This window comes from Micromonospora sp. NPDC002575, assembly GCF_042889525.1.
In the GTDB taxonomy this organism is placed as follows: domain Bacteria; phylum Actinomycetota; class Actinomycetes; order Mycobacteriales; family Micromonosporaceae; genus Micromonospora; species Micromonospora carbonacea.
Genome location: NZ_JBIARA010000003.1, coordinates 453,922 through 478,324, shown reverse-complemented (window position 1 = coordinate 478,324; position 24,403 = coordinate 453,922). Strand labels below are relative to the sequence as shown.

Below are 24,403 nucleotides of genomic sequence, written 5' to 3'. Positions count from 1 at the left end.
CCCGTCAACACCACCTCGTCGTCACCCGCAAGCCGCACCGCCGCACCCAACAACGGATGCCCCGGCGCGGCGAGCCCCGCCCCCGACACGTCGCCCGCGTGCCACGTGCCCGCCTCGGGCCAGAACCGCTCCCGCTGGAACGCGTACGTGGGCAGGTCCACCCGGGACGCGCCGGAGCCGGCGAGGACGGCGGCCCAGTCGACCGGTACGCCGGCCGCGTGCAGGCCGCCGAGCGCGGCGAGGAGCTGGCGGGGGCCGTGCTCGTCGCGGCGCAACGAGCCGACCACGACGCCGGGCTGGGCGCTGTCGGCCCGGTCGAGCGCGTCCTGCACCACCACCTTGAGCACGGGGTGGGGGCTGACCTCGACGAACGTGCGGTAGCCGGCGGCGATCAGCGCGTCCACGACGGGGGCGAGGCGCACCGGTTCGCGCAGGTTCCGGTACCAGTAGTCGGCGTCCAGCTCGACGGTGTCGAGGGGTTCGCCGGTGACGGTGGAGTGGAACGCCACCTCGGTGGGGTGGGCCTCGATCGTGCCGAGCGCGGCGGCCAGGTCCTCGCGGACGGCCTCGACGTGCCCGCAGTGGGAGGCGTAGTCCACGGCGATCCGGCGGGCCCGGATGTCGCGCTCGGCGCAGGTGGCGAGCAGTTCGTCGACGGGGCCGGCGTCGCCCGACACCACGGTCACGGCGGCGCCGTTGACGGCGGCAACGGAGAGGGCACCCGACCAGGGCGCGATGAGCTGCTCGGTGTCGGCGGCGGACAGCGGCACGGACACCATGCCGCCCAGCCCGGAGATGGCGAGCAGGCCCCGGCTGCGGGCGACGACGAGGCGCATCGCGTCGGGCAGGGTGAGCGCCCCGGCGGCGCAGGCGGCGGCGATCTCGCCCTGCGAGTGGCCGATGACGGCGTCGGGCCGGACGCCGCACGACTTCCACACCTCGGCGAGGGAGACCATGACGGAGAACAGCAGCGGCTGGACGACGTCCACCCGGTCCATCGGCGGGGCGTCCGGCGCGCCGCGCAGGACGTCCTCGGGGCGCCAGTCGACCAGCCGGGACAGTTCCGCCGCGCACTGGTCCATCCGGGCCCGGAAGACGGGCGAGGTTTCCAGGAGGTCGAGGGCCATCCCGGCCCACTGGGAGCCCTGGCCGGGGAAGACGAAGACGACCTTCGGCGTACCGTCGGGGAGGCCGGCGTGGTGGTCGGCCTCGGCGATCGCGGCGAGCCCGGCCAGCGCGGAGTCCCGGTCGGCGGCCACCGCGACCTGCCGGTACGGGTGGTGGGCGCGGCCGGTGGCGAGCGAGTACGCGAGGTCGACGAGGTCGAGGGCCGGGTCGTCGGCGAGGCGGGTCCGCAGCCGCGCCGCCTGGTCGCGCAGGGCGCGGGCGCTGCGGGCCGACACGAGCAGCGGTACGGCGTCGGCGGCGACCAGGCCGGGCGGCGGCGTCGCCGGGCGTTCGGGGCGGGGTGCCGGGGCGTCGGCGGGGGCCTGCTCGATGATGGCGTGGGCGTTGGTGCCGCTGATGCCGAAGGAGGAGACGGCGGCGCGGCGGGGCCGGTCGACGGCCGGCCAGGGCGCGGCGTCGGTGGTGAGTGCGACGGCCCCGGTGGTCCAGTCGATGTGCGGCGACGGCTCGTCGACGTGCAGGGTGCGGGGCACCACGCCGTGCCGCATCGCCATGACCATCTTGATCACCCCGGCGACGCCGGCCGCTGCCTGGGTGTGCCCGATGTTCGACTTGATGGACCCGAGCAACAGCGGCGTCTCCCGACCCTGCCCATAGGTGGCCAGCAGCGCCTGCGCCTCGATCGGGTCGCCCAGCGTCGTGCCGGTGCCGTGCGCCTCGACGGCGTCCACGTCGGCCGGGGTCAGGCGCGCGTTCGCCAAGGCCTGCCGGATCACCCGCTGCTGCGACGGCCCGTTCGGCGCGGTCAACCCGTTGGACGCGCCGTCGGAGTTGACGGCGCTGCCCCGGACGACGGCGAGGACCCGGTGGCCGCGTCGCCGGGCGTCGGAGAGCCGCTCGACGAGGAGGATGCCGACGCCCTCGCCCCAGCCGGTGCCGTCGGCGGCGGCGGCGAACGCCTTGCACCGGCCGTCGGGGGCGAGGCCGCCCTGGCGGGAGAACTCGGAGAACATGCCCGGCTGGGCCATCAGCGCGACGCCGCCGGCGAGGGCCATGTCGCATTCGCCGGAGCGCAGCGCCTGCGCGGCGAGGTGCAGGGCGACCAGCGACGACGAGCACGCCGTGTCGACGGTGACGGCCGGGCCCTCGAAGCCGAAGGTGTAGGCGACGCGGCCGGAGGCGACACTCCCGGCGGTGCCGGTGAGCAGGTGCCCTTCGAGTCCTTCGAGGCCGTCGCTGCCGGTGGCGGCGTAGCCGGAGGAGGCGGCGCCAATGAAGACGCCGGTGACGGTGCCGTGGCCGGTGGCGGGGTCGATGCCGGCGTGTTCGAACGCCTCCCACGACGTCTCCAACAGCAACCGCTGCTGCGGATCCATCGCCAGCGCCTCACGGGGCGAGATGCCGAAGAACCCGGGGTCGAACTCCGCCGCGTCGTACAGGAAACCACCCTGCCGCGTCGTCGACGTCCCCGCCCGATCCGCATCCGGGTCGTACAGCGCGTCGAGGTCCCAACCCCGATCCGCCGGGAACCCACCGATCGCATCCCCGCCCGACGCCACCAGGTCCCACAACTGCTCCGGACTCGACACCCCGCCCGGGAACCGGCAGGCCATCCCGACGATCGCGACGGGCTCGTCGGTGCCCACCGGGCCGGCGGCGCGGGCGACGGCCGGGGCGGCGGCAGCCGTCTCGCCAAGCCGCTCGTGCAGGTGCTCGGCCAGCCGTTCCGGCGTCGGATAGTCGAACACCAGCGTCGCCGTCAACCGCAGCCCGGTAGCCGAGGCGAGCCGGTTGCGCAGCTCGACGGAGGTGAGCGAGTCGAAACCGAGCTCCTTGAACGCCCGCCCACCCGCAACAGCCTGCGCCGACGCGTGCCCCAGCACCGCCGCCGCCTGACCACACACCAGGTCCACCAACAACCGCCGCGCCTCGTCGGCGGCGAGACCCGCGAGGCGGTCCGACCAGGAGGTGCCGGTGCCGCCGGCCGCGCCGCCCGCCTGGCGGCGTCCGCCCGTGCGGGCGAGCAGCCGCAGGATCGGCGGGACCTGGCCGGCGTCGCCGGTGATCCGCAGGCGGGCCGCCGCGATGGCGGGCAGGGCCCTGGCGGTGGCGGCGTCGAGCAGGGCCGCGCCCTCGTCGGCGGTGAGGCCGGTCATGCCGAGCCGCCGCAGGCGCTGCGCGTCGTCGCGGTCGAGGTGGGCGGTCATGGCGCTGGTGGTGGCCCACATACCCCAGCCGATGCTGGTCGCGGGCAGCCCTTGGGCGCGGCGGTGCTGCGCCAGGGCGTCGAGGAACGCGTTCGCCGCCGCGTAGTTGCCCTGACCGGGCGAGCCCAGGGTCGCCGCGATCGACGAGAACACCACGAACGCCGACAGATCCAGCCCCGCCGTCGCCTCGTGCAACACCCACGCGCCGTCCACCTTCGGCCGCAGCACCGTGGCCACGTCATCGGCGGACAGGGACGTGACGACCGAGTCGGCGAGGACGCCCGCGCAGTGCACCACGGCCGTCAACGGATGCGCCGGGTCCATCCCGGCCACCAGGCCCGCCACCTGCACCGGGTCGGCAACATCCACCGACACCGCGCTGACCTGCGCACCGGCCCCGGTCAGCTCCGCCACCAGCGCCGCATAGTCGGAACCCTCCACCGGCAACCGACGCGACGCCAACACCAACCGACGGCTCCGGCCGGAGGCGACCAGATGCCGCGCCACCACCCCGGCCAGGGTGCCCGACGCGCCCGTGACCAGCGTCGTGCCCTCGGCGTCAACGGGCGCCGGCACGGTCAGCACGACCTTCCCGACGTGCCTGGCCTGGCTCAGGTGCCGCAACGCCTGCCGGGCCTGCCGCACGTCCCACACCCGCACCGGCAACGGCGACAGCACACCCTGCTCGAACAACGCCAACAACTCGGCCAGCATCTGACCGATGCGTTCACTGCCCGCCTCGTTCAGGTCGAACGCCCGGTAGGCCACGCCGGGGTGGAGCTGCGCGACCGCGTCCGCGTCGCGGATGTCGGTCTTGCCCATCTCGACGAACCGGCCGCCGCGCGGCAACAACCGCAACGACGCATCCACGAACTCACCCGCAAGCGCGTCCAGCACCACGTCCACACCCGCGCCACCGGATGCGGACGCGAACACCTGCTCGAACTCCGTCGACCGCGACGACGCGATCCGCTCCGAGGCCACCCCGAGGCCCCGCAGCGTCCCCCACTTGCCGGGGCTGGCCGTCGCATACACGGTCGCGCCGAAATGGTGGGCGAGCTGAATCGCCGCCATGCCCACCCCACCCGCACCCGAGTGGACCAACACCGACTCACCCGACCGCAACCCCGCCAGGTCACGCAACGCGTAGTACGCCGTCAGGAAGACCAGCGGGACGGATGCGGCCTCGGCGTAGGACCAGGCGGCGGGGATCCTGGCCACCCGCTGCCGCTCGGCGACGACCTGCGGGCCGAAGCCCGGCTCGAACATGCCGAACACCCGGTCGCCGGGCGCGAGGTCGTTGACGCCGGGGCCGACCTCCAGCACGACGCCCGCGCCCTCGCTGCCCATCCGGGCCGCCGCGTCCGGGTACATGCCGAGCGCGATGAGGACGTCGCGGAAGTTCACGCCGGTGGCGCGTACGGCGATGCGGACCTGCCCGGCCTCCAGCTTCCCGGCCGGGGCGGCGACCAGGTCGACGCCGTCGATCGTGCCGGGGGCGACGGGCGCGAGGTGCCAGAGGCCCGACGCCGGGGGCGTCAGCTCGTCGCCGGTCAGGCGCGTCAACCGGGGTACGCGCACCGCGCCCTCGCGGACGGCGAGCTGGCCGCCGGTGGGGGCCGGGTCGGCGGCCACCGCCGCCAGCAGCGCCACCGCGTCGGCGTCCAGCGGGCCGTCGAGGTCCGCCAGGACGATACGGTCGGGGTGCTCCGACTGCGCCGAACGCAACAGACCCCACACCGCCGCGCCCGCCAGATCCCCCACCCGGTCCTCGTCCCGCGCCACCACGGCACCCCGGGTCACCACCACCAACCGCGAATCCGCCAACCCATCGGCGGCAAGCCACGCCTGCACCACACCCAACACACCCGCGACGACGTCGCGCACGGCACCCGGAACCGACGTCCCCGCAGCGGTGGCCGGCAGCAGCACGAGGCTCGGCGCGGCCGTGCCCGCCGCCACGGCCGCCACCAGCGCCGCCACGTCCGGATACGCGGGCACCTCGGGCAGGGCGGCCTCGCCGAGCGCCACCGCGCCGGACGCGTCGGCGGCCGGGGTCACGTCCTCGGCGTGCCAGGTGACCTCGAACAGGGAACGGTCGGCCGCGCTCGGGGTCGCAACGGCGCCCATCTCCCGCAGGACGAGCGAGTCGACGGAGACGACCGGCGCACCGGACTCGTCGACCGCGACGAGCCGCACCCCGGAGCCGACGCGGCTCAGCCGCACCCGCAGCGCGCGGGCACCGGCGGCGTGCACCTGCACCCCGGTGAACGCGAACGGCACCCGAGGGCCGGTGCCGGTGCCGGCGTCGAGCAGCCCGATCGGGTGCAGGGCGGCGTCCAGCAACGCCGGGTGCACGCCGAAGCCGGTGGCGTCGGCCGCCGCCTCGTCGGGCAGGGCGACCTCGGCGTACACGTCGCCGTCGGTGTTGGTCCACACCCGGCGCAGCCCCTGGAACACCGGCCCGTACGCCAGGCCGTGCTCCGCGAACGCCGGATACCAGCCGGCCAGTTCCGCCTCGGTCGCCCCGACCGGCGGCCACTGCCCCACCGTCGGCTCCTCGGCGGCGGCCGGCTCCAGCACACCCTCGGCGTGCCGGATCCACTCCGCGTCGGGCTCGTCGTCGGGCTGGGCGTGCACCGTCACGTCCCGGGCACCGGAGTCGTCGGCCGACCCGACCCGCACCTGCACCCGCACAGCCTCAGAAACCGGCAGGGTCAACGGCGCGGCAATCGTCAACTCCCGTACCCGCGACGCACCCACCTCGTCGCCGGCCCGCACCACCAGCTCGACCAGCGCCGTGCCCGGCACCACCACCGCACCGGCCACGACGTGATCGGCCAGCCACGGATGCGTCGACACCGACAACCGACCCGTCAGCACCGCCTCGTCGTCACCGGCGAGGCGCACCGCCGCACCGAGCAGCGGATGCCCCGCCACACCGAGGCCGGCCGCCGACACGTCGCCCACCTGCCAGGTGCCCGCCTCGGGCCAGAACCGCTCCCGCTGGAACGCGTAGGTGGGCAGGTCCACCCGGGACGCCCCCGTGTCGACGAACCACGGCCGCCACGCCACCGGCACCCCGTTGACGTGCAGCTCCGCCAGGGCAGCCAGCAGACCGGCGACCTCCGGCCGATCCCGACGCTGGGCAGCCACCGCCAGCACGTCCCCACCGCCGGACACGGCATCCGCCGTCAGCGCCGTCAACACACTCTGCGGGCCCACCTCCAGGAACGTGTCCACCCCCGCAGCCCGCAACCCCGCCACCCCATCGGCGAACCGCACCGCCTCCCGCACATGCCGCACCCAGTAACCGACACCACAGACCTCGCCGGGATCAGCCAGCCCACCGGTCACGTTCGACACCAACGGCAACACGGGCACAGAGAACGTCAACCGCGACAGGACCGCCCGGAACCTGTCCAGCATCGGCTCCATCAACGGGCTGTGGAACGCATGACTCACCGCCAGCCGGCGGGTCCGCACCCCCCGCTCCCGCCACGCCTGCTCCACTTCATCGAGAGCGTCCACCGCACCCGACACGACAACGGACTCAGGACCGTTGACCGCCGCGATCCCCACCCGGTCGGCGAACGCCGCAACCGACTCCGCCACGGCGTCCTCGGCAGCGGCCACCGCCAGCATCCCGCCCCCGGCCGGCAACGCCTGCATCAACCGACCCCGCGCCGCCACCAGGGCACACGCATGCTCCAGGGACAACACCCCCGCCACATGCGCCGCCGCGATCTCACCCACCGAGTGCCCACCCACGAAGTCCGGCACCACACCGAACGACTCCACCAGCCGGAACAGGGCCACCTCGACCGCGAACAGACCGGCCTGCGTGAACACCGTCTGCCCCAACAGCTCGGCCTCCGGCGTGCCCGCCTCCGCGAACAACACCGGCCGCAACGGCTGCGGCAACCCACGGTCCAGGTGCCCGCACACCTCGTCCAGCGCCGACGCGAACACCGGGAACGCGGCGTACAACTCCCGACCCATGCCGGGGCGTTGCGCGCCCTGACCGGAGAACAGCACGGCGAGCGGACCCCGGTCGGCGGCGCGGCCGGCGACGACCGCGCCCGACGGCTCCCCCGCCGCCAGCGCGCGCAGCCCGGCGAGCAGGTCGTCGCGGCCCGTGGCCGCGACCACCGCGCGGCTGTCCAGGGCGGCGCGCGAGGTGGCCGACGACCAGGCCACATCCAGGGGACGCGCGTCGGGGGCGGCGTCCAGCCAGGCCGCCCAGCGGCCCGCCTGCGCGGCGAGGGCGGCGGGGTGCGCGGCGGAGAGCAGCACCGGCACCGCCGGCAGGTCCCGCGCGGGGGGCTCGGCTGCCGCGGCGGGCTCGGGCGGCGGGGCCTGTTCCAGGACGAGGTGGGCGTTGGTGCCGCTCATGCCGAAGGATGAGACGGCGGCGCGGCGGGGCCGCCCGGCGTCCCCGGCCCACGGGCGGGCCTGCGTGAGCAGGGCGACCGCGCCGCCCGTCCAGTCGACGTGCGGCGTGGGCTCGTCGGCGTGCAGGGTCGCCGGCAGCAGCCCGTGCCGCATGGCGAGCACCATCTTGATCACACCGGCGACCCCGGCCGCAGCCTGGGTGTGGCCGAGGTTCGACTTCAGCGAGCCGAGCCAGAGCGGCCGGTCGGCGGGCCGGTCCTTGCCGTACGTGGCAAGCAGCGCCTGCGCCTCGATCGGGTCGCCGAGGCGGGTGCCGGTGCCGTGCGCCTCCACGACGTCCACGTCGGCCGGGGTGAGCCCGGCGTTGTCGAGGGCCTGGCGGATGACGCGCTGCTGGGCGGGGCCGTTCGGAGCGGTGAGGCCACTGCTGGCCCCGTCGGAGTTGACGGCGCTGCCCCGGATGACGGCGAGCACGGGGTGGCCGTTGCGGCGGGCGTCGGACAGCCGCTCGACGAGCACCATGCCGACGCCCTCGGCCCAGCCGGTGCCGTCGGCGTCGGCGGAGAACGCCTTGCACCGGCCGTCGGCGGCCAGCCCCCGCTGGCGGGAGAACTCGACGAACCCACCGGGGGTGGCCATCACGCTGACGCCGCCGGCCACGGCGAGGGTGCACTCGCCGTCGCGCAGGGCCTGACCGGCCAGGTGCAGCGCGACGAGAGACGACGAGCAGGCGGTGTCGATGGTGACGGCCGGCCCTTCCAGGCCGAACGAGTAGGCGAGGCGGCCGGAGATGACGCTGGCGGCGGTGCCGGTCAGCACGTAGCCTTCCGCCCCCTCGGGGAGGCGGCGCAGCACGGAGGCGTAGTCCTGCCCGGCGGTGCCCACGAACACGCCGGTGCGGCTGCCGCGCAGGGAGCCCGCGTCGATGCCGGCGCGTTCGAACACCTCCCAGGTGGTCTCCAGCAGCAGCCGCTGCTGCGGGTCCATCGCGAGGGCCTCGCGGGGGGAGATGCCGAACAGGGTCGGATCGAAGTGCCCGGCGTCGTCGAGGAACCCGCCCCGGTCGCTGTACGAGGTGCCGGGGTGGTCCGGGTCCGGGTCGTACAGCCGGGCCAGGTCCCAGCCCCGGTCGGTGGGGAACGGGCCGGTCGCGTCGGTGCCGGCGGCCACGAGGTCCCACAGCTCCTCGGGGGAGCCGACGCCACCGGGGAACCGGCACGCCATCGCGACGACGGCGATCGGTTCGGGCTCGGCGCTCTCCAGTTCCCGCAGGCGCCGGTGCGCCTGGCGGAGCTCGGTGGTCACCCACTTGAGGTGTTCGAGGAGCTTTTCTTCGTCCGCCATGACCCACCCGCCCGGAGCTTGCTACCGATCGATTCCGCCGAACACTGAGGAAGCCACCACCGCAGGCATCCGGCCCTGGGAATTGCCGGTATCCGACCCTCACCGTGAGTGGACGGTACTGAGCCCGCTACGGCCGCCCAACCCCTACGGGACCCCTCATTCGGCCACCGCGCGACGCCTCCCGGCGGGACGATAACCGCAGGATGAGGCCGGTGGGAGGGCACCCGGGGACACCCGTTCCCCGGCGGTCAGCCGTGTGGCCGGGCGGGGGCCGGGAGGATCTGGCGGGGCCGTCCCGGCGGGGTGGCCCGGCGACGCCACTCACGCGGGTAGCCGACGGACACCTCCTCGAACCGGACGCCGTCGTACCAGGTGGTGCGGGGAATGTGCAGGTGGCCGTAGACGGCGACGCGGGTGTCGTAGCGCAGGTGCCAGTCGGCGGTCAGGTCGGTGCCGCACCACTGGGCGAACTCGGGGTAGCGCAGGACCCGGGTCGGCTCCCGGACCAGCGGGTAGTGGTTGACCAGGACGGTGGGCAGCCCGCCGCGCTCGGCGTCGAGCCGCCGCTCGGTCTGGATCACCCGCGCCCGGCACCAGGCGTCCCGGCTCGGGTACGGGTCCGGGTGCAGCAGGATCTCGTCGGTGCAGACCACGCCGGTCTCGTGCGCCCGCGCCAACGCCTGCTCCCGGGTGTACGTCCCCGGGGGTCGCCACGTGTAGTCGTACCCGACGAAGAGCGGCGCGATCAGGACGGGATCCCCGTCGGGATCCCACACCGGGTACGGATCCTCCGGCGTGACCACGCCGAGGCCGCGGCACAGCGCGACGAGGTGCCGGTAGCGTTCCTCGCCGCGCAACTGGACGGTGTCGTCGCGGGGCGTCCACAGTTCGTGGTTGCCCGGCGCCCAGATCACCCTGGCGAAGCGGTCGCGGAGCAGGCCGAGCGCCCACTCGACGTCCTTGGCGAACTCGCCGACGTCACCGGCGACGATCAGCCAGTCGTCGTCGTTGTCGGGGCGCAGGGCCTCGACGATGGCCCGGTTCTCCGCGTACACGACGTGCAGGTCGCTGATCGCGAGGAGCTGGCCGCCCTGGGAGCCGGTCACCGGGCACCTCCCGTGTCTCCGGGCACCCGCGCGCACCCCGCCTCCACCCGCCCCGCGCCAAGCGGGACGACACCCTGTCGGGCTCCGACCCTACGGAGCCCGACAGCAGCCGCCACACCCCTAGATGCACGACCGGACCCCTAGCCCGGGACCCACCTCGGTGATCCCGGGACCCACCTCGGTGATCCCGGGACCCGCCTCGGTGATCAAGAGCTTTGCGTCATCGTCGAGATCAACCATGACGGTTTTCTCTTGATCACCGGGGCGAGCCGGGGGGCGGCGGGGGGAGGCGGCGTGGGGTGGGTGGGGTTAGGACTTGCCGAACTCTCGTTGGATGATGGCGAAGATGTCGTCCTCGGTGGCGGCGGCCAGGTCGTCGGCCACCGCCTCGGCGGGAGCGGGCGATGCCGGGGCAGGCGAATCCGGGGTGGGCGATGCGGGGGCGGGCGACGTGGGGGCGGTGTCGCCTCGCCAGCGGGCCAGCAGGTCCTCCAGGCGGCGGGTGATCTCCGCGTCGTCGCGTCGGTCCCCGGGTACGGCTCGCAGCAGCTCGTCGAGCCGTTCGATCTCGGCGACGACCGGGGTGGCCGCCCCGTGCGGCACCAGCTCGGCGCGCAGGTGCCCGGCGAGGGCGGCCGGCGTCGGATAGTCGAAGACGAGGGTGCTGGGCAGGGCGAGGCCGGTCTCGGCGGTGAGCCGGTTGCGCAGTTCCACGGCGGTCAGCGAGTCGAAGCCGAGGTCCAGGAAGCCCCGGGCGGCGCGGATCGCCGCCGGATTGCGGTGCCCCAGCACGAGGGCGGCGGTGCCGCGTACCAGGTCGAGCAGGATGCGGTCCCGCTCGGTGTCGCCAGCGGCGGCCAGCCGGTCGCGCAGCTGCTGCGGGGCACCGGAGTCCGACGGCGGCGGCGTCTCCGGGCGGTCGGCCGCGCCGGCCTCGGGGATGCCGCCGAGCAGGGGGCTGGGCCGCAGGGCGGTGAAGGAGGCGGCGAACCGGTCCCAGGCGACGTCGGCGACGACGACGCTCGTGTCGTCCCGGTCGAGGGCCGCCTGCAACGCGGCGACCGCCAACTCCGGGTCCATCGCCGGCAGGCCCCGGCGGCCGAGCTGTTCCTGCTGCTCGCCGTGTGCCATTCCCGCGCCGGCCCACGGTCCCCACGCCACGGCCGTGCCGGTGACGCCCCGGGCCCGCCGCCGGGCCACCAGCCCGTCGAGGTACGCGTTGGCCGCCGCGTAGCCGGCCTGCCCGGCCGAGCCCCACACCCCGGCGATCGACGAGAACACCACGAACGCGTCCAACTCCGGCAGCAGCGCGTCGAGGTGCGCCGCCCCGTCCACCTTGGCGCGCAGGACGTCGCGCAGCTCGTCGGCGGCCAGCTCGGCCAGCGGGGTGGAGTGTGCCGCGCCCGCCGCGTGCACGACGGCGCGGACAGGGTCGCCGGCGTCGGCGAGGCCGTCGAGCAACGCGGCCAGCCCCGGCCGGTCCGCCACGTCGCAGGCGGCAACGGTCACCCGCGCCCCGCAAGCCCGCAGCCGCTCCGCCAGCTCGGCGGCACCCGGAGCCCGCTCACCGCGCCGACTCGTCAACACCACATGATCCGCACCGGCCCCGACCGCCCACTCCGCCACCCGCGAGCCAAGGGCCCCCGTACCGCCGGTGACCAGCACCGTCCCCGACAACCGGAACTCCCGCCGCGGCACGTCACCAGCCGCGCGAGCAAGCCTCCGGCCGAACACCCCCGAGGACCGGACGGCCACCTGGTCCTCGACCCCCGCCGCCAACACCTGACACACCCGCCGCACCGCGCGGGCATCCACCACCTCCGGCAGGTCCACCAGGCCACCCCACCGGCGCGGCTCCTCCAACGCCGCCACCCGACCCAGGCCCCAGGCGGCAGCGGCGACGGGATCGACGCGGGCATCCGACGCGCCCACGGACACCGCGCCCCGGGTCAGCCACCACACCCGGCCGCCCAGGTCGGCGGCGGCCAGCGCCTGCACCGCCCCCAGCGCCTCGCCCACGCCGACGCCGGCCAGCGACAGCAGCGACACCGCACCGGCGATCTCGCCGACGTCGCGGAGCGACTTCGCCACCAGTTCGCGGTCGTCCGCCGGGCCGTCGAGCGTCAGCGCCCGGACCTTCGCCCCGGCCGAGGCGAGCCCCTCCGTCACGGCCGCGAGCACCGGGGCATCGACCCCGTCGTACGGTGCCAGCACCAGCCAGGTGCCGGTCAGCACCCCCGAGGCGTCGGGTAGGGCCTGCCACTCGATGCGGTAGCGCCACGAGTCGACGGTGGACCGCTGCTGGCCGGCCCGCCGCCACCGGGCGAGCTTCGGCAGCAGGTCACGCAGCGGCTGCTCCGCCTCCAACTCCTCGCCGAGGCCGGTCAGGTCCTCCCGCTCCACCGCCGCCCAGAACCGCTCGTCGGTCGCCGAGCTTCCGGCAGTGGTGGTGGCGGCGACGGCCGGCGGCGCGTCGTGCAGCCAGTAGCGCTGGCGCTGGAAGGCGTACGTGGGCAGGTCGACGGTGCGGGGTTGGCCGCCGGTGTGGGTGAACCAGGCCGCCCAGTCGACCGGAGTCCCGGTCACGTGCAGCCGGGCCAGGGCGGTCACGATGCCGGTCGTCTCGGGCTGGTCGCGGCGCAACGCCGCCACCAGGTGCACCGGCCGCTCCGCCGGAGTGTCGGCCGCCATCGCCGTCAACGTCGCATCCGGACCCACCTCCACGAACGACGTCACGCCCAGCCCGAGCAGAGTCGCCACCGAGTCGCCGAACCGCACCGCCTCCCGCACATGCCGCACCCAATACTCAGGGTCGGTGATCTCGGCCGCCTCAGCGACCCGGCCCGTCAGGTTCGACACGACCGGCAACCTCGGGGCCCGCCAGTCCAGACCCGCCAGGACCGCCCGGAACTCCGCCAACATCGGCTCCATCAACCGCGAATGAAACGCATGACTCACCGACAGCCGCTTCGCCCGCCAACCCCGCCCGGCACACTCCCCCGCGACCCGATCAAGATCAGCCACCGGCCCCGACAACACCACCGCACCAGGACCATTCACCGCCGCCACATCCACACCATCACCGGCCAGCGCACGCACCTCAGCCTCGGACGCGCCCACCGCCAACATCCCGCCACCGGACGGCAACGCCTGCATCAACGAGCCACGCGCCGCCACCAGCGTGCAGGCGTCCTCCAACGACAACACACCCGCCACATGAGCCGCCGTCACCTCACCGACCGAATGACCCACCAGATAGTCAGCCGTCACGCCGAACGAGGCCAGCAGCTCGTGCAGGGCCACTTCCAGGGCGAACAGGCCCGCCTGCGTGTAAACGGTCTGATCCAACAGGGCAGCCAGATCAGAGCCCGGTGACGCGAACACCACCTCCCGCAACGAACGATCCAACCGACCCTCGAACAGGGCACACACCCGATCGAACGCCTCCGCATACACCGGGAACCGGTCATACAACTCCCGACCCATCCCCGACCGCTGCGCACCCTGACCCGCGAACAACAACGCCCGACGACCCGACGACACCTCACCGACCACCACGTTCGGGGTCGTCACGCCGGCCGCCAGCGCCGTCAACCCTTCCCGCAGGTCGTCCCCGGTTGCGCCGAGGATGACGGCCCGGTGTTCCAGGGCGGCGCGGGCGGTCGTGAGCGACCATGCGACGTCGGCCGCCGTCGGCCCGGTGTCGGATACCAGGTGCTCGGTGAGCCGGGTGGCCTGCGCGGCCAGGGCTTCCGGCGTGCGCGCCGACACCAGCCACGGCACCACCGGCAGGTCGACGGGGCCGGACGGCTCCGCCTCGACCGGCTCCGCCTGCTCAAGGATCACGTGCGCGTTCGTGCCGGAGATGCCGAACGAGGAGACGGCGGCCCTGCGCGGCCGGTCCACCACCGGCCACTCGCGCCGCTCGGTGACCAGCGTGACCGCGCCCGACGCCCAGTCCACCTTCGTGGAGGGCTCGTCCACGTGCAGGGTCGCGGGCACCACGCCGTGCCGCAGGGCCAGGACCAGCTTGATCACACCGGCGACGCCGGCCGCCGCCTGCGTGTGACCGATGTTCGACTTGATCGACCCCAGCAGCAGCGGCGTCTGCCGACCCTGCCCGTACGTCGCGAGCAGCGCCTGTGCCTCGATCGGGTCGCCGAGGGTCGTGCCGGTGCCGTGGGCCTCCACCACGTCCACGTCGGCCGGGGACAGACCCGCCGACGAGAGGGCCTGCCGGATCACCCGCTGCTGCGCCGGACCGTTCGGCGCGGTCAGCCCGTTCGACGCACCATCCTGATTCACCGCGCTGCCCCGCACCACCGCCAGGACCCGACGACCGTCCCGACGAGCATCCGACAGACGCTGCACCAGCAGCACCCCGACACCCTCACCCCAACCCGTCCCGTCCGCCGACTCCGCGAACGACCGGCACCGCCCGTCGGCGGACAGTCCGCCCTGCTTCGCGAACTCCACGAAGGTCGCCGGCGACGCCATGACGGTCACGCCGCCGGCCAGGGCCAGGTCGCACTCGCCCGAGCGCAGGGACTGCGCCGCCAGGTGCAACGCGACCAACGACGACGAGCACGCCGTGTCCACGGTCACCGCCGGCCCCTCGAACCCGAACGAGTACGCCACCCGCCCCGACAGGACGCTGGTCGCGTTGCCGGTGAGCAGGTGACCGCCGACCTCCTGGTCCCGGCCCATGGCCGTGGACGCGTACCCCTGGAAACTGGCGCCCGCGAAGACGCCGACCCGCTCCCCCTTCAGGCGGGACGGGTCGACGCCCGCCGACTCGACCGCCGCCCAGGACACCTCCAGCAGCAGCCGCTGCTGCGGGTCCATGGCGAGGGCCTCGCGCGGGGAGATGCCGAAGAACTCGGCGTCGAACGCCCCCGCGTCGTAAACGAAGCCGCCCTGACGGGGGAACGATGTGTCGGACAGCCGGCCGTCGAGGAAGGTGTCCCAGCCCCGGTCGAGGGGGAAGTCGGAGATGCCGTCGCGCCCGGCGGTCAGCATGTCCCACAACTGGTCGGCGGTGTCGACTCCGCCGGGCAGCCGGCAGGCCATGCCGACGATCGCGATGGGGTCGTCGTCGACGGCCGTGACCCGTTCCCGCTCCGCCGCCCCGGCCGGAGTGCCCGTCAGCTCGGCGGCGAGGTACGCGACGAGCGCCAGCGGCGTCGGGTGGTCGAAGACGAGGGTGCTGGGCAGGGTGAGGCCGGTCTCGGCGGTGAGCCGGTTGCGCAGCTCCACGGCGGTCAGCGAGTCGAAGCCCTGCCGTTGGAACGCCCGGTCGGCGGGTACGGCGTCCGGCGTCGCGTGCCCGAGCACCGCGGCCACCTGGGCGCGTACGAGGTCGAGCAGGTACGCGTCCCGTTCGGCGGGCGTCAGGGCGGCGAGCCGGCGGCCGAGCTGCGCCCGTTCCGCCTCCGCGTCGGTGGCGGTGTCGGGCGTCGCGGACCGCGCCTCGGGGATCTCGTCCAGCAGCGGGCTGGGCCGCAGGGCGGTGAAGGAGGCGGCGAACCGGTCCCAGGCGACGTCGGCGACGACGACGCTCGTGTCGTCCCGGTCGAGGGCCGCCTGCAACGCGGCGACCGCCAACTCCGGGTCCATCGCCGGCAGCCCCCGGCGGGCCAGTTGTTCCTGCGCCTCGCCCTGGACGGCCATGCCGGCACCCGCCCACGGTCCCCACGCCACCGCCGTGCCGGCGGCGCCCCGGGCACGTCGACGCGCGACGAGGGCATCGACGAAGGCGTTGGCCGCCGCGTAGCCGGCCTGCCCGGCCGAGCCCCACACCCCGGCGATCGACGAGAACACCACGAACGCGTCCAACTCCGGCAGCAGCGCGTCGAGGTGCGCCGCCCCGTCCGCCTTGGCGCGGAGCACGTCGCGCAGTTCCTCGGGCGTGACGTCGGTCAGCGGGGTGAACTGGGGCGCTCCGGCGGCGTGCACGACGGCGCGGACGGGATCACCGGCGTCGGCGAGGCCGTCGAGCAACGCGGCCAACGCCGGCCGGTCCGCCACATCGCAGGCGGCAACGGTCACCCGCGCCCCGCAAGCCCGCAACCGCTCCGCCAACTCGGCCGCACCCGGGGCCCGCTCACCGCGCCGACTCGCCAACACCACATGACCGGCCCCGACGCCGACAGCCCATGCGGCAACCCGAGCGCCCAACGCCCCCGTGCCGCCGGTGACCAGCACCGTCCCCGACAACCGGAACTCCCGCCGTACGGGCTCACCTGCCGCCCGCGCCAGCCGCCGCACGAACACCCCCGAGGACCGCACCGCCACCTGGTCCTCGCTCCCCGCCGCCAACACCTGACACACCCGCCGCACCGCGCGGGCATCCACCACCTCCGGCAGGTCCACCAGGCCACCCCACCGACCCGGCAGCTCCAACGCCGCCACCCGACCCAGACCCCACACGGCGGCGGCAGCCGGGTCCACCGACGCGTCCGACCTGCCCACGGACACCGCGCCCCGGGTCACCCACCACACCCGGCCGCCCACGCCACAGTCGTTCAGCGCCTGCATCACGGCGAGGCTCTCGGCGACGCCCGCTTCCCCGGGCAGCGACAGCAGTGACAGGACCCCGGCGATGTCACCCGGCCGAGACAGCGCGCCGCGCAGCCGCCCGGCCGCGTCGTCCCGGCTCGTCCCCGCCGGGTCGAGGCTGACCGTCAGGACCTCCGCGCCCTGCGCGGCCAGGCCCTCGGCGAGGGGGTGGTCGGCCTGCGCCGGTGGCGTCAGGACCAGCCACGTCCCGGTCAACCCCGCCGACGGTACGGTCGGGACGGGTCGCCACTCGATGCGGTAGCGCCACGAGTCGACGGTGGACCGCTGCTGGCCGGCCCGTCGCCACCGGGCGAGCTTCGGCAGCAGGTCACGCAGCGGCTGCTCCGCCTCCAACTCCTCGCCGAGGCCGGTCAGGTCCTCCCGCTCCACCGCCGCCCAGAACCGCTCGTCGATGTCGTCGCCCGGCCGGGAGTCGCCGCCGGCCGATGCGGGCTCGGGCCAGTACCACCTGCGGTGAAAGGCGTACGTGGGCAGGTCGACGGTGCGGGGCTGGCCGCCGGTGTGGGTGAACCACGCCGCCCAGTCGACCGGCGTGCCGGTCACGTGCAGCCGGGCCAGGGCGGTCACGATGCCGGTCGTCTCGGGCTGGTCGCGGCGCAACGCCGCCACCAGGTGCACCGGCCGGTCGGCGGGCGTGTCGGCGGCCATCGCCGTCAACGTCGCATCCGGCCCCACCTCCACGAAGGCCGTCACGCCCAGCCCGAGCAGAGTCGCCACCGAGTCGCCGAACCGCACCGCCTCCCGCACATGCCGCACCCAATACTCAGGGTCGGTGATCTCGGCCGCCTCAGCGACCCGGCCCGTCAGGTTCGACACGACCGGCAACCTCGGGGCCCGCCAGTCCAAGCCTTCGAGGACCGCCCGGAACTCCGCCAACATCGGCTCCATCAACCGCGAATGAAACGCATGACTCACCGACAGCCGCTTGACCCGCCAACCCCGCCCGGCACACTCCCCCGCGACCCGTTCAAGATCGGCCACCGGCCCCGACAACACCACCGCCCCAGGACCATTCACCGCCGCCACATCCACACCATCACCGGCCAGCGCACGCACCTCAGCCTCGGACGCCCCCACCGCCAACATCCCGCCACCATCAGGCAACGCCTGCATCAACGAGCCACGCGCCGCCACCAACGCACACGCATCTGACAGGGACAACACACCCGCCACGTACGCGGCCGTCACCTCACCGATCGAATGACCCACCAGATAGTCAGCCGTCACACCGAACGAGGCCAGCAGCTCGTGCAACGCCACTTCCAGGGCGAACAGGCCCGCCTGCGTGTACACCGTCTGATCCAACAAGGCAGCCAGATCAGAACCCGGTGACGCGAACACCACCTCCCGCAACGACCGGTCGAGCCGACCCTCGAACAGGGCACACACCCGGTCGAACGCCTCCGCATACACCGGGAACCGGTCATACAACTCCCGACCCATCCCCGACCGCTGCGCACCCTGACCCGCGAACAACAACGCCCGACGACCCGACGACACCTCACCAGCCACCACACCCGCAGCCGCCGCACCGGCGGCCAGCGCCTCCAGACCGGACAACAGGTCGTCGCGGCCCGCGCCGAGGACGACCGCCCGATGCTCCAGAGCAGCCCGCGACGTGGCGAGAGACCATCCCACGTCGACCGGCGACAATCCGGCATTGTCCCGGACGTGCCCGGCCAGCCGCACCGCCTGCCCGCCGAGAGCCTCCGCCGAACGCGCCGACACCAACCACGGCACCACCGGCAACTCCACCGGGCCGGAGGACCCGACACCGGCCTCGACCGGCTCCGCCTGCTCCACGATCACGTGCGCGTTCGTCCCGGAGATCCCGAACGACGACACCGCCGCCCGACGCGGACGGTCCACCACCGGCCACGGCGTCGGTTCGGTCACCAGGGCGATCGCGCCGGACGACCAGTCCACCTTCGACGACGGCGCATCCACGTGCAACGTCGCCGGCACCACACCATGCCGCAGGGCGAGGACCAGCTTGATGATCCCGGCGACGCCCGCCGCCGCCTGCGTGTGACCGATGTTCGACTTCACCGATCCCAACAGCAGCGGCGTCTCCCGCCCCTGCCCATAGGTGGCAAGGAGCGCCTGTGCCTCGATCGGGTCGCCGAGGGTCGTGCCGGTGCCGTGCGCCTCCACCACGTCCACGTCCGCCGGGGACAGCCGCGCGTTGGCCAGGGCCTGCCGGATCACCCGCTGCTGGGACGGGCCATTCGGCGCAGTCAACCCATTCGACGCGCCATCCTGATTCACCGCGGAGCCCCGCACCACCGCGAGGACCCGACGGCCGTCCCGCCGGGCGTCCGACAGACGCTGCACCAGCAGCACCCCGACACCCTCACCCCAACCCGTCCCGTCCGCCGACTCCGCGAACGACCGGCACCGCCCGTCGGCGGACAGTCCCCGCTGCCGGGAGAACTCGACGAACGCGCCGGGGGTGGCCATCACGGTCACGCCGCCGGCCAGGGCCAGGTCGCACTCGCCCGACCGCAGCGACTGCGCCGCCAGGTGCAACGCCACCAGCGACGACGAGCACGCCGTGTCCACGGTCACCGCCGGCCCCTCGAACCCGAACGAGTACGCCACCCGCCCCGACAGGACGCTCGCGGAGGCCCCCGTTGCGCCGTAGCCGGCGAGGTGTTCGCCGCCGTTGCGGATGAGGTTGTCGAAGTCCTGCCCGTTGGTGCCGGCGAAGACGCCGACGCGCCCGCCGCGCAGTGTGAGGGGGTCGATCCGGGCGTCCTCGATGGCTGCCCAGGACACCTCCAGCAGCAGCCGCTGCTGCGGGTCCATGGCGACGGCCTCACGCGGGGAGATGCCGAAGAACCCGGCGTCGAACGCCCCCGCGTCGGCGAGGAACGCCCCCTGCGTCACGTACGACGCCCCGGGGTGCTCGGGGTCGGGGTGGTGCAGCGCGGCCAGGTCCCAGTGCCGGTCGGTCGGGAAGTCCGACATGGCGTCGACGCCGTCGGCGAGCAGCCGCCAGAACTCCTCCGGCGAGCCGGCCCCGGCGGGGAAGCGGCAGCCCATGCCGACGATGACGATCGGGTCGTCGTCGACGGGCCGTACCGTCGGGGTCGTCGCGGACGGCGAGTGCCCGCCCAGCAGTTCCGTGCGGACGTGGGCCGCCAGGGCGGCGGGGTTGGGGTGGTCGAAGGCGAGCGTGGCGGGCAGGGTGAGCCCGGTGGCGGCGTCGAGCCGGTTGCGCAGCTCGACGGCGGTCAGCGAGGTGAAGCCGAGGTCCCGGAACGCGCGTTCGGCCGGCACCCGGTCGGCGCTGCCGTGGCCGAGGACCGCCGCCACCTCGGCGCGCACCAGGTCGCGGAGGGCGTCGAGCTGCTCGGCGTCGGTGAGGCCGGCGAGCCGGCGTCGCAGGGCACCGCCCCCGGCGGCCCGGTCGGCGGTGGCGGCGTCGGTGACCTGCGGTGCGGTCAGCAGGCCCCGGATCAGCGGGTCGGGGCGGCGGCCGGCGGTGTTGCCCGCCACCCGGTCCCAGTCGACGTCGGCGACGACGAGGTGGGTTTCGTCGTCCTCGATCGCTTCGGTGAGGGCGCGGACGGCCGTGGCGGGATCCATCGCGCCGAAGCCGTTGCGGGCCATCCGGCGTTCGAAGTCGCCTGCGCTGACGCCGCCGTCGGCCCACAGCCCCCAGGCGATGGCGGTGGCGGGCAGCCCTTCGGCGCGGCGACGCTGGGCGAGGGCGTCGAGCCAGGCGTTGCCGGGGGCGTAGTTGGCCTGCCCGGGTCCGCCCATGGTGCCGGCGAGGGACGAGAACAGCACGAACGCGGACAGCTCGTGGTCCCGGGTCAGCTCGTCGAGGTGGCGGGCCGCGTCGACCTTGGCGCGCAGGGCGGTCGCCATCCGGTCGGCGGTGAGGGCGTCGACCACGGTGTCGTCGAGCGCCGCCGCCGTGTGCACGACGGCGGTGAGCGGCAGGTCGGCGGGAATCGCCGCGAGCAGGCCCCGAAGGGCGTCCCGGTCGGCGGCGTCGCAGGCCGCGACGGTGACGCGGGTGCCGAGGGCGGTCAGTTCCTCGGCGAGGGCGGCGGCGTCGGGGGCGTCGGGGCCACGGCGGCTGACCAGCAGCAGGTGATCGGCTCCGGCCGCCGCGAGGGCGCGGGCGACGTGCCCGCCGAGCGCGCCTGTCCCGCCCGTGACGAGGGTGGTGCCGCGCGGGGTCCAGGCGCGTGCGGGGGCGGCGGGCCGTCGGGCGCGGGTCAACCGCCGGGCGTACGCGCCGGTGGCGCGCACCGCGAGCTGGTCCTCCGTGCGTTCGCCGCCGAGCAGCCGGCGCACCTGTCGTACGGCGCGGGCGTCGGCGGTCGGGGGCAGGTCCACGAGCCCGCCCCAGCGTTGGGGATGCTCGGCGCGCAGCACGCCGCCGAAGCCCCACAGGGCGGCCTGGTCGCAGTCGACGGGCTGGTCGCGGGGGTCGACGGCGATCGCGCCCTGGGTGGCGATCCAGAGGCGGGCGGGGATCGCGGAGTCGCCGAGGGCCTGGGCGAGGGCGACGGTGTGGGCGAGGCCGGCGGGCACGGAGGCGGCGTCGGGGTGCGCGCCGGAGGCGAGGCCGAGCAGCGACAGGACGGTACCGGGTCTCCCCTGGCCGTCGGCGCACACGTCGGCGAGGTCGCTGGCGAGGCCGGCCCGGTCCCGGCCGGCGGCGACCCGCAGCACCCGTACGCCGGGCGCGGCGAGCGCGGTCGCCCAGTGGTCGGCCGCCCCGTCGTCGGGTACGACGAGCAGGAGGTCGTCGGTCTCCGGCCGGGGGTGGTCGGCCAGCGGCTGCCAGGTGATCCGGTACCGCCACGAGTCGAGGCTCGACCCGGCGGGGGCGGCGGGGCCGTGGGGGCGGGTGCGGGCGTCGAGCCAGTAGCGCTGGTGGTGGAAGGCGTAGGTGGGCAGGTCCACGGTGCGGGGTTGGCCGCCGGTGTGGGTGAACCACGACGCCCAGTCCACCGGCGTTCCGGTCACGTGCAGCCGGGCCAGGGCGGTGACCAGGGCCGTCGTGTCCGGCTGGTCGCGGCGCAGCGCCGCCACCAGGTGCACCGGACGCTCCGCCGGGGTGTCGGCCGCCATCGCCGTCAACGTCGCATCCGGCCCCACCTCCACAAAGCTGCTGACACCCAATCCCAGCAGAGTGGCAATCGAATCACCGAACCGCACGGCCTCCCGCACATGCCGCACCCAGTAGTCAGGGCTGGTGATCTCGGTCGTCTCTGCGATGCGCCCGGTCAGATTCGACACGATCGGCAGCCTCGGGGCCCGCCAGTCCAAGCCTGCGAGCACCGACCGGAACTCGGCAAGCATCGGCTCCATCAACCGCGAGTGGAACGCGTGACTCACCGGCAGCCGCTTGACCCGCCACCCCTTTTCCGCACAGCGCTGGGCGATCACGTCCAGGTCGGCCGTCGACCCCGACAGCACCACCGACTGCGGCCCGTTCACCGCCGCCACATCCACACCAGCACCGGCCAGCTCGCGCACCTCAGCCTCGGACGCGCCCACCGCCAACATCCCGCCACCGGACGGCAGCGCCTGCATCAACGAACCCCGCGCCGCCACCAGCGCGCACGCGTCCTCCAGCGACAACACACCCGCCACGAACGCGGCCGTGACCTCACCGATCGAATGCCCCACGAGATAGTCGCCGGTCACACCGAACGAGGCCAACAACTCGTAGAGGGCCACCTCCACCGCGAACAGACCCGCCTGCGTGTAAACGGTCTGATCCAACAACGCCGCCAGGTCGGAGCCCGACTCCGCGAACACCACCTCCCGCAACGACCTATCGAGGCGACCCGCGAACAGGCCACACAGCCGGTCGAACGCCGCCGCATACACCGGGAACCGCTCATACAGTTCACGGCCCATCCCCGACCGCTGCGCACCCTGACCCGTGAACAACAACGCCCGACGACCCGACGACACCTCACCCGTCACCACACCCGCAGCCACCGCACCCGCCGCCAACGCGTCCAACCCGGACAGCAGGTCGTCCCCGGTCACACCCAGCACGACCGTCCGGTGCTCCAGGGCGGCCCGCGACGTCGCCAGGGACCAACCCACGTCGACCGGCGACAACCCGGAACGCTCCCGAACGAAGTCCGCCAACCGCGCCGCCTGCCCACCGAGAGCCTCCGCCGAACGCGCCGACACCAACCACGGCACCACCGGCAACTCCACCGGCCCGGGCCCCTCGGCCTCGGCCGGCTCCGCCTGCTCCACGATCACGTGCGCGTTCGTGCCGGAGATCCCGAACGACGACACCGCCGCCCGACGCGGCCGACCCACCACCGGCCACGGCACCGGCTCCGTCACCAACTCGACCGCACCCGACGACCAGTCCACCTTCGACGACGGCGCATCCACGTGCAGCGTCGCCGGCACCACACCGTGCCGCATCGCCTGCACCAGCTTGATCACACCAGCGACACCCGCCGCCGCCTGCGTATGACCGATGTTCGACTTGATCGACCCCAGCAGCAGCGGCGTCTCCCGCCCCTGCCCATAGGTGGCAAGGAGCGCCTGCGCCTCGATCGGGTCGCCGAGGGTGGTGCCCGTGCCGTGGGCCTCCACCACGTCCACGTCCACCGGGGACAGCCGGGCCGACGCGAGGGCCTGCCGGATCACCCGCTGCTGCGCCGGACCGTTCGGCGCGGTCAGCCCGTTCGACGCGCCGTCCTGATTCACCGCGCTGCCCCGCACCACGGCGAGGACGCGGTGGCCGAGCCGGCGGGCGTCGCTGAGACGTTCCACGAGGAGCACGCCGACGCCCTCGGACCAGCCGGTGCCGTCGGCCCCCTCGGCGAACGACTTGCACCGCCCGTCGGGGGCGAGGCCGCGCTGCCGGCTGAAGTCGATGAACGTCTCCAGGGTGGTCATCACGGTCACGCCGCCGGCCAGCGCGAGGGTGCACTCGCCGGAGCGCAGCGACTGCACGGCGAGGTGCAGCGCGACCAGGGACGACGAGCAGGCGGTGTCGACGGTGAGCGCGGGCCCCTCGAACCCGAACGTGTAGGCGACCCGGCCGGAGAGCACGCTGCTGGCGGTGCCGCCGCCGATGAACGCGTCCAGGGTTTCGGGCACCTCGGCCAGCCCGGCGGCGTAGTTGTGGTACATCATGCCGGCGAACACGCCGACGCGGCTGCCGCGCAGGGACAGCGGGTCGATCCGGGCGTCCTCGATCGCCTCCCAGGACGCCTCCAGCATGAGCCGCTGCTGTGGGTCCATGGCGAGCGCCTCGTACGGCGAGACCTTGAACAGCTCCGGGTCGAAGTCGCCGGCGTCGTGCAGGAACCCGCCCTCCCGCGCGTACGTGCTGCCCCGCCGCTGCCCCGTCGGGTCGTACGCGGCGTCGGTGTCCCAGCCCCGGTCGGTGGGGAATCCGGTGACGCCGTCGGTGGCGGTGGCGACGAGTTCCCACAGTTGCTCCGGGGAGCGGACACCGCCCGGGTAGCGGCAGCTCATCCCGACGATGGCGATGGGCTCGTGGTTCTTGGCGTCGGCCGCCTTCAGGCGTTCGCTGGTCTCGGCGAGGTCGGCGGTGACGCGCTTGAGGTACTCACGGAGCTTGGCTTCGTTCGCCATCGGGATTCACCTGTCGCGTTGGTCGGCAAGCGGGCGGTA

Annotated in this window: 3 protein-coding genes and 1 pseudogene; all 4 read right to left on the bottom strand. The window is 74.5% G+C overall.

Annotated features, from left to right (window positions below):
- A partial coding sequence (locus tag ACFYWL_RS07630) for an SDR family NAD(P)-dependent oxidoreductase (protein ID WP_386968744.1) occupies nt 1-9,074 on the bottom strand: 9,074 nt, incomplete at its 3' end.
- A gap of 248 nt (nt 9,075-9,322) precedes the next feature.
- Nucleotides 9,323-10,180: a metallophosphoesterase family protein gene (locus tag ACFYWL_RS07625; RefSeq protein ID WP_386968742.1), complete on the bottom strand. Its 858-nt coding sequence runs from the start codon at nt 10,178-10,180 to the stop codon at nt 9,323-9,325.
- Nucleotides 10,181-10,489: 309 nt separating this feature from the next.
- Nucleotides 10,490-21,025 (bottom strand): type I polyketide synthase, encoded by a 10,536-nt coding sequence (locus ACFYWL_RS07620; RefSeq protein WP_386968811.1) that lies wholly within the window; start codon nt 21,023-21,025, stop codon nt 10,490-10,492.
- 771 nt (nt 21,026-21,796) lie between these two features.
- Nucleotides 21,797-24,364 (bottom strand): annotated as a pseudogene (locus tag ACFYWL_RS07615) (type I polyketide synthase); the annotation flags it as partial.
- Nucleotides 24,365-24,403: the final 39 nt, after the last annotated feature.